7 protein-coding genes are annotated in these 3,388 nt (G+C 39.0%); 1 reads left to right on the forward strand and 6 read right to left on the reverse strand.

Annotated features, from left to right (window positions below; translation table 11 throughout):
• The first annotated feature begins 217 nt into the window (after nucleotides 1–217).
• Nucleotides 218–406 carry a hypothetical protein gene (locus B0183_RS11545; protein WP_078208825.1) on the forward strand — a complete coding sequence of 63 codons (189 nt, stop codon included), beginning with the start codon at nucleotides 218–220 and terminating at the stop codon, nucleotides 404–406.
• A gap of 10 nt (nucleotides 407–416) precedes the next feature.
• On the opposite strand, the gene B0183_RS11550 is transcribed toward B0183_RS11545, so the two are convergent.
• From B0183_RS11550 to B0183_RS11575, 6 genes are all read right to left on the reverse strand, one after another.
• Nucleotides 417–902 (reverse strand): hypothetical protein, encoded by a 486-nt coding sequence (locus B0183_RS11550; protein WP_078208826.1) that lies wholly within the window; start codon nucleotides 900–902, stop codon nucleotides 417–419.
• A gap of 80 nt (nucleotides 903–982) precedes the next feature.
• Entirely contained in the window at nucleotides 983–1,360 is a 378-nt protein-coding gene (locus B0183_RS11555; protein ID WP_078208827.1) for an antiterminator Q family protein, read from the reverse strand.
• Nucleotides 1,357–1,926, reverse strand: coding sequence for a recombination protein NinG (locus tag B0183_RS11560; RefSeq protein WP_078208828.1), 570 nt, complete (start codon nucleotides 1,924–1,926; stop codon nucleotides 1,357–1,359). Before B0183_RS11560 ends, B0183_RS11555 begins: the two co-directional genes overlap by 4 nt.
• Entirely contained in the window at nucleotides 1,898–2,071 is a 174-nt protein-coding gene (locus tag B0183_RS12405; protein WP_021118992.1) for a hypothetical protein, read from the reverse strand. The genes B0183_RS11560 and B0183_RS12405 overlap by 29 nt, the downstream gene beginning before the upstream one ends.
• Entirely contained in the window at nucleotides 2,068–2,517 is a 450-nt protein-coding gene (locus B0183_RS11565) for a recombination protein NinB (protein ID WP_078208829.1), read from the reverse strand. Before B0183_RS11565 ends, B0183_RS12405 begins: the two co-directional genes overlap by 4 nt.
• Nucleotides 2,518–2,818: 301 nt before the next feature.
• Nucleotides 2,819–3,379, reverse strand: coding sequence for a DNA N-6-adenine-methyltransferase (locus tag B0183_RS11575; RefSeq protein ID WP_078208831.1), 561 nt, complete (start codon nucleotides 3,377–3,379; stop codon nucleotides 2,819–2,821).
• Nucleotides 3,380–3,388 lie beyond the last annotated feature (9 nt).

Genomic DNA, 3,388 nt, shown 5'->3' on the forward strand with positions numbered 1-3,388 from the left:
TTCTGCTCAGGGCTGTAAAATCATTTCGCTTTCTCTCGCTTATACGAGTTGCAAGCATAGCTGAAATATACTACTTTTTACTCAAGCTGTCAATCACTTTTTGAGCATTCACACCAAAAACCACTTGCAACGCCAGGGCAAGATCGAGAAAATAGATTTTGGTACTCGCAAAAAAAAGCTCCTTCGTAGTATTCTCACTAAAAAACAGGAGAACACTATGAAAGAGCTTTTTAAAAATTGGTTAATCCAACAAAATTCTAACTTTATCAACGAATGTGGTATTGATTGCATTTTGTCTAAAGTAGATAACAAACTAAGAATAACCAACGCCACAGAAGAAGAAACCGAAACACTCACAGGATGGCTTAATGCCTTTCTTGATGAGGTTTCGGTTTTAATAGTATAAAAAGTAGAAACTATCTTGGATTAAGGATTAAGATTTCCGCCTGTGTATGACATCTATTTTCATCACGAGCTCTTGTTAAAGGAGTTCCATTAAGGACTGGAACATAAGGTAGTGTACTTATAATTCTTCCATCACGAATATCAAAAGTATCTGTTGTCCATCCAGTATATCCACCATAAGAGTTTTTAGCATTAATCGTTGCACAAACATAATAATAATATGTATCTGTAATGCCGTTTGCTGTTTTCTTAGGTTTCGTAATTTCTTTATATTTCACAGAATCAGGATCTTTCAATGTATTATTATAATGTTCCTTAATCAGTTGTACATAATTTTTAGGATATGCTCCATAATCTTTAGTACGAGCCTCCTCTAACGTAATAATTTTTCCTGGGATATCTTTATTAGTAGGACTCGTTGTTTGAGATTGTGGCAACATAGGCGTACACCCAACCAATAAAGAGCTAACAAAGCCAGCCAAAATAATTTTTTTCATTTTAAACTTCTCCAAAGATATAAAGGGAATGGCAATACTATTTTAAAAACATTAACATTTCTGTGATCCATCTCACAAATTTAAAATTTTACCTTAATCAACCCCGAACCAAACACGGCCCCTTCCATAAAATCTCGTGCGGTGCGTAAACGGTTATCAAATGTAGTCGGTGAGATCTGCATTTCAAGACAAATATTCTTCTTATCCTGCCCTTGTAAAAACACCGCCATTAGCACCTGATAGGCTTCCAAATTCAAATCGTGTAATGTCATCACAGCTTCATCTAGCTTAAGATACTGTTCCTCTGACAGTTCATCAATACTATACTTTGTAATTTGAGCAGTTGCCTCACGCATAAAAGATTGTAATGATGGATAACCACGACACCCACGATGAGAAGCCCAACGACGGACCCAAACGCGTAGAATATCGTCAATGCTGATATGTAATCTAATCATTTCAACTCCTTAATCTTCGCCTTATACGTTTGAATAATTTCCTTACAATCCTCAACCGACCACTTCACAGGAGGGTGATAGCTTTCCAATGCTTCTACTCGCTCTGCCCCGATTTTACGCACAAGGTTGATGCGATATTCTGTGATATTTCCGCTCAAATGATTGTTACAAGCACTGCATTGTTTATGGACGTTGTCTTCGTTAAATCTCAGCTCTGGCATTGCTTTTACCGTGCGATAATGCCCTGCGTGATATTGACCTTGATGAAAACGCTGGCACGAAATACAAGGCTCATCTTTATCTCTTAACCGAATGTATTCATTAAAAACAGCTTGAGCATCTCTAAGCCACTCAGCACGAGATTTTAAACGTTCTCTCGTTGCCTTAACCTTTGCTCTTTCCTCTCGATTTCGCTTTTCTATTGCTTTCTGACGGGCTTTTTCTTGGGCTATTTTGGCAAGTTTTACCCCACAATCAGGACTACACCATTTTCTAAAACTATCCGCAGACTTAAACTCACCACCACAGCATTTGCATTTACGAGTTTTTACTTTTGGCTTTATCATTAAATGCCCCCAATTCTTCCTCACTCCAACGCTTACCGCACTTCAACCCAGTACATTCAAACGGCTTAACCTCATCTATCTCTGATTTCTCCGAGAAATCACGCCAGTCTTTTAAAACAGAACTACAATCAGGGCAATTCATCATTTAACTCCCCAAAAATTCCATCTGTCATTAAAATGCACCCCGTTAGAAACACCCCAAGCGGTCACATATTCGATTAAACTTGCCATTCGTTTTACACTCATTTGAGCCGTACTCTCACGAATATTCACTAATTCGCCTTCCAATCCTGTGACCAAACAAGAGCCTTCTTTCGTTGCTTCAGCGTGGGCAGAAATTAAAATGACCTTCCACGTTTCAGGCGGTAGCCATTCGCCGTTAAATTGCACCTGTCTGGCAATATCGCCGCACATTGCATGGAATTTGGCATTTTGCTCAAGGTTACGAGTAATAGGCTTCACATCAACTACTAACGGCTTTTTCTCGTCCACCGGTAACGCTTTCACAAATTCAAGGGCATTGTTTTTAATTTGCTCAGTGCGTAGAAAGTATTTTTGCTTATACTCCATACCTACCAACCTTTGTTCCATACCTACCAACCTCCTTACTTCTTAACCTGCTCTTTCGTAAAATACCCACAAGACTTCGTTCTGTTCATCGCACAATCCTTGCTGATGTTGGGGAATCGCCCTGTGTAATGACCGTTACAGCGATAAGGCTCTTCAACGTGCCAATCCCAATCATCGTTAATGCTTAAATCTTCCAGCTCTCCGCCGCACTTAGGGCATTTAAAATCATTTCTTTTTGTCATCATCAAACCCAAAAGCTCTAAACGCCAAATAAGCTAGCCATCCTGATAAACAAAAATAACCCAATAGAACAATCGCAGTGTCACTCATACCCACCTACCTTCTTAATAAAATCTAAACTGACCGACCGTTGTACAAAATCTTCCATTGTTGGATCGAACACAACGACCATCTGCCCTTTACTGTTGCCTTTAATTTCCTCGCCTGTGATAGGGTGAACAAAAGCAATTCTCCCACCAATAATATCAATCACTTCATTTGCCACGTTGTGAATATGGTTCTGATACCATTGCGTTGATTTATCGTTATTGAGCAACATCACCACCGTATGACCCTCATCACGCAAGCGTTTTGCCTGTTGAATGAATGGCGTAACGTTTGAGTAAGGTGGATTGACAAAAATAGAGAACCTTTTTCCATTATTTGCTTTCTTCAAAATTTCAGGTAATCGCTCATCAGTAAAATCATCGTGAATAATTCCTACTGCCTCTTTGAAACCAGTAGGCTCTAATTCTTTCCCAATCCACCAATTACAAAGAGCATTACACTCATTAGCACAACCATCAACCTCAAATCTAAAGCGTTTATGCAACCATCTGATGAAATACAATGGTGTCCGCCAAGTATCTTTATCAAAACTCACCTAAAACCC

The sequence above is a fragment of the Glaesserella parasuis genome, from assembly GCF_002015085.1.
Lineage (GTDB): Bacteria > Pseudomonadota > Gammaproteobacteria > Enterobacterales > Pasteurellaceae > Glaesserella > Glaesserella parasuis.

What these genes read in the sequence shown, in the direction of transcription:
- B0183_RS11545 (WP_078208825.1), top strand. Translation starts at nt 218, where the DNA reads ATGAAAGAGCTTTTTAAAAATTGGTTAATCCAACAAAATTCTAACTTT.
- B0183_RS11550 (WP_078208826.1), bottom strand. Translation starts at nt 902, where the DNA reads ATGAAAAAAATTATTTTGGCTGGCTTTGTTAGCTCTTTATTGGTTGGG.
- B0183_RS11555 (WP_078208827.1), bottom strand. Translation starts at nt 1,360, where the DNA reads ATGATTAGATTACATATCAGCATTGACGATATTCTACGCGTTTGGGTC.
- B0183_RS11560 (WP_078208828.1), bottom strand. Translation starts at nt 1,926, where the DNA reads ATGATAAAGCCAAAAGTAAAAACTCGTAAATGCAAATGCTGTGGTGGT.
- B0183_RS12405 (WP_021118992.1), bottom strand. Translation starts at nt 2,071, where the DNA reads ATGATGAATTGCCCTGATTGTAGTTCTGTTTTAAAAGACTGGCGTGAT.
- B0183_RS11565 (WP_078208829.1), bottom strand. Translation starts at nt 2,517, where the DNA reads ATGGAACAAAGGTTGGTAGGTATGGAGTATAAGCAAAAATACTTTCTA.